This is a genomic window from Sarcina sp. DSM 11001, assembly GCF_900101015.1.
Classification (GTDB): domain Bacteria; phylum Bacillota; class Clostridia; order Lachnospirales; family Lachnospiraceae; genus CAG-791.
In genome coordinates this window covers 1-4,211 of sequence record NZ_FNFZ01000062.1, presented here as the reverse complement: position 1 = coordinate 4,211, position 4,211 = coordinate 1, and the positions used below count along the sequence as shown (strand labels likewise).

Below are 4,211 nucleotides of genomic sequence, written 5' to 3'. Positions count from 1 at the left end.
GGCTCTTCCCCTGCTGTACCTGGAAACTGGTAATCACTCCGGTTGATTACGCTTTCAAAAGAGATGTATTGGCGATTTTTAAAGAAAAATCGCAGATACGTCTGGTTCTTTGTACCCATTTTCAGGCTTCAGTGTGAAATTTCCCTAATTTGACGCTCGTTTGACCACGTTGGTACCTGGTACCATAAATGGTTGACGGTCTCAACAATAATCGAAAAAAGCGAAAGAAAGGAAAAAAACGTAAGTCTGTATTAAAACGTCTGCATGAAAAACAGTTGGAAGTGGCAAGAAGGGAGAAAAAAATTCCTCAACAGAATCTGCCACAGGTTATGCAAACAAGTTCTTTATTGCATTCTGGAATAATTGTAGAACGGTTATTACTAAGGATGATTTGTTTCATTTTTATATTTGTGCAAAGACTAAAAGTACCTGTATCACGGAGTATTCTTCTACTATAATTAATAAAACTATAGAAAAAGTGATTGCACTAGAAGATGATTATGTCACAGTAGAAGATTTACATAATAAATATCGTGAATTGAGAGCTGCTTCTCTTCAAAAAATAGCTTCTGTTCTTAGCCTTCTCCAGTCAAAAGGGTATGTTGAGAAAAAGGTTATGTATGGCAAAATGTGGTTTAAAAGTATCAAACCAAGTAATTACTTTAAAAGTACTAACGAACAAAGCCAAATAGTAACAAAAGATGAAATCAAATATAGGCTGTTTCAGATTATTAATAATGCTGAAGAGCCTGTCAATATCCCTAACCTGATGGAAAAGGTGAATTTTTCAGGCATCCAGGTCCAACAATATGGAGCAATGTTAGGTCAGATGGAAAAAGATGGGATAATAAAAAAGGTTAAGAAAGATAATAAGACATACTATTGCGTACAGACAGGTGCCTGGTTATCATGAATATTGATTTATGTTAACTTACCTAACATCATGTAATAAAGTATCCTGTAATAAGAAAATAGAAAGATTTCTTTAAGCATCAGCCAGAAATGGCCGGTGCTTTTTTTGTGTGCTGGGTATGGCGTAAGCGATTAATGGTTGGGCGGTTCGACAATTTCGCTTTCGTACAGGACAATGGTAGAGAGTAATATTTTACTCCCAAAACAAAAGCACCCCAGCCGCTTTGGCTGCGGCAAGAGTACCTTAACAATTCACATAAGAATGAGCGCTGATTCAGCTGGATCTGTCCTTTTCCTTCTCGTACTCCCTGATCACGTTCCCAACTTTTCCACTCCAGGGCATCAGTCCTGCCATGTCCTGCTCTGAGAGTTTGTCACAGATGGGATAGGAGGACATCTTCTCAAGGACATACCGAAGATAGTAGTAGGGATTTACTCCATTCAACTTTGCTGTCTGGACAAGGGAATAAATGATGGCGCTGGTGGCTGCTCCAACAGGCCGGTCGGAAAATAACCAGTTTTTTCTGTTATGCTCTGTAGAACATAACAGAAAGAACTGGCTGTTCAGTGACAGTGTCAAGGGAGCAGATGCCAGTGCAGTAGTCTACACAATCGTTGAGATGGCCAGGGCACATGACCTCAACATCTACGGCTATCTGAAGTATCTGCTGGACCAGCGTCCGGATCAAAGCTGGACGGATGAGCAGCTCGCAGATATTGCTCCATGGAGTGAAAAGTTCCAATATCTCAAAAATCGCTTGTGAATTATAGTGAATTACTCCAACTCGCAAGGGCTGGGGTAATTTTTATTGGAGACCGCGCTATTATTTTGCGCTTACGCATGAAAAGCAGCTGGAAGTGGCCAGAAGGGAATAAAAGGTTCCTCAACAGGTACTGCCACAGGTTATGCAGGAGCAGGAGATTGAGCGAAAGCCGAAAGAAGAATAGCCCTATGCCACACCAGAAGATGTGTGTGGCGTAGGGCTTTTCATTCGACTATCCGTTCACTTATCAGAAGTTTGAGCTATTTTACAAAGTGGCTTATGGTTTCTATAAATTGTTGTACTGCAGGATTCGATGCCAATTTAGGTATACTCGATATAACTTGTCCTAATGTTGCCAGGTTAGCTGCATTGGATAGCATGTCGGATAACTTGCCTTTTTTTCCTTGTTTTGTTGCCTCCATATATGCGGTTGCCAGATTTGAATTTGCATCCAGAAGCTTTGCAATAAATTCATAGCTGGCTTCTTTTTCTGTCGCGATCACTTCAATAAGGTTAGTGATATCTTTTACAGAGGGGCCATTGTGAACAGTTGTTGTTTTTTCTCCCAATACCATGTCTCCAAACACGTTCACAATATTAGGTCTTAATTTTCTGATAATATGTGCCCGTTCGTCTTCTGATGTCAATGACAGAAGAAGTTCAGGTGTCAGAGAATCAAATTTTGAGTCAGGTGTGGAAATGACCTCCACAGCGGTTTGAACGATTTCGTCGCCAAACAGCTCACCAAGAAGTTCGTCAATGAAAAAGTAAGCTTTTCGTCCCTGATATCTGGGAGGCCTGCCCGGGTTTTCTCGTCTTTCGAGTTCTCGTTTGTCTATTAATTCCCTGACAGCAATGCTTCCTTCTTCTTGATTAATGAAGATGTATTCTTCGGCAGAGATATTCAAGTCATGATTGATATCATTTATTTCATTTCTTATCCAGCCTAAAAGCTCGGAAGGATGCCTATCCCCCTGGGCATAGATATCGATGTGCAGTGTGTCATCTCCCTTACCGGCATCAAGGATGGCAGTCAGTGCTGAGAGCTCATCCCGGATCATGACTTTCTTACTTGTGCAGCAATTGCGGACAAGCCTCCCGTAAGACCGGACCATAAACTTGTGGATTACGTTCTCCGGGAGGAATTCATATACCATAGAAGAAGCTACATGTGACCGATATTTGTTTGGAGGATCTACCGTGATGTCTTCATCGCAAAGGGCGGGTAAGAATTCCTGATTATCGCTTATCTTGTACGAAAGCTCGAATTTTCTCATCACCTCAAGGATGTATTCACACTCATCTGGTTCATAATGGTCTATCTCGGGAGCTGTTCCGCCAGATGGGTTTTTGAGCACGGTTTCTATGTTACTTCTCCAAATGATCCCGTTGTCTACCATTACTCTGTCTGAAGTAAGCAAAATGTATATAGCATTTGTGATCCACTCCGGATTTAGAACCTTATACTCGGAAAGCCTTATATCTTTTCCATAGCTCACGCAGTATCCAAGGTCATTGAACCAGTCAAGTAGCCACTGTTGGATGTCCTCTTCATATAAATGGTTATTCCGACATATTTCCTGGAAGCGTTCTTGTGTTATGTAATACTGGCCTTCTATAGCGGTCTCTTTGAACAACTCCTCACGGATATCATTCCAGGACTTGGGAAATAGCATTTCAATGCTGTCCATGGCAAGAGCCATGTCTTTGATGCTTTTTAATATAGTATAATTAAATTCATCATCAGACGCATCCATGACAGAAAGATGGACGATTCCCTTAATATCGAGTTTATCCTGAAATTCTTCATAAATTCTGTTTTCTGCAAATCCTCTATAAGGGTCATTATCTATGAGGTTAATAACTAAGAGTACAGGAGATCCTTTCGCAAAACTTGCAATGGTCTTGAGCCATCTTCTGGCCTGGTCCATCATACTTCCCAGTCGTGTGCTGACCACGACAACATAGCATGTCCTCTCAGAGAGGAAACAGCGATGCATAGAGCGCATGATATGCTGACCGCCGAAGTCCCAAAACCGAATATTGTATTGCTTTCCATCTGAAACCATGGTTCTCGATGTAATCAGAATACCGTGTGTTTCGCATGTAGGATAATCCCCCTTCTTTCCATTCCCCTTAATTCGCTCCATGGTGTAAGTCTTTCCTGCGTTTCCATCTCCGAGTAAGATAACTTTTGTATCATTAACCGGAATCTTAGCCTCTTTGAAATATTCCATGATAAGTTGTCTGTCTTTTAAAAAGAGGCTAACAGGTTGCGTTAGGAGGCGTAGACCTTTAATGAATATTCCTCTTTTTTTAAGTGGAGCATTATACTTATCCCAAAAAGGAAGATCTTGATAAAGAATCTCAATTGGTAACTGATTGATTACACAATTACTAACATTGAGAATCTTTAATCTTGGAAGATTTTTTGCTAACTTAGAAAAATCTAAAAAATGATTTCCGGATAGATCCAGCGAAGTAAGAGCGGTCAGCTGTCCGATTTCAGGAGGAATCACAGAGATCTGGTTCGAG

General features: G+C 40.8%; 2 protein-coding genes and 2 pseudogenes. 2 read left to right on the top strand and 2 right to left on the bottom strand.

Annotation, left to right across the window (positions count from 1 at the left end; all coding sequences use genetic code 11):
* The first annotated feature begins 391 nt into the window (after positions 1–391).
* Complete coding sequence (locus tag BLT02_RS16560; protein ID WP_092998113.1) at positions 392–913, top strand: hypothetical protein; 522 nt, start codon at positions 392–394, stop codon at positions 911–913.
* Positions 914–1,186: 273 nt separating this feature from the next.
* Here the strand turns inward: BLT02_RS16560 and BLT02_RS16985 are convergent.
* Positions 1,187–1,438: pseudogene (locus BLT02_RS16985) on the bottom strand (transposase domain-containing protein); the annotation flags it as partial.
* A 22-nt stretch (positions 1,439–1,460) separates the two neighbouring features.
* Between BLT02_RS16985 and BLT02_RS16550 the strand changes: the two are divergent.
* Positions 1,461–1,676: pseudogene (locus BLT02_RS16550) on the top strand (IS66 family transposase); the annotation flags it as partial.
* A gap of 260 nt (positions 1,677–1,936) precedes the next feature.
* Here BLT02_RS16550 and BLT02_RS16545 read toward each other — a convergent pair.
* A partial coding sequence (locus BLT02_RS16545) for a COR domain-containing protein (RefSeq protein WP_175453917.1) occupies positions 1,937–4,211 on the bottom strand: 2,275 nt, incomplete at its 5' end.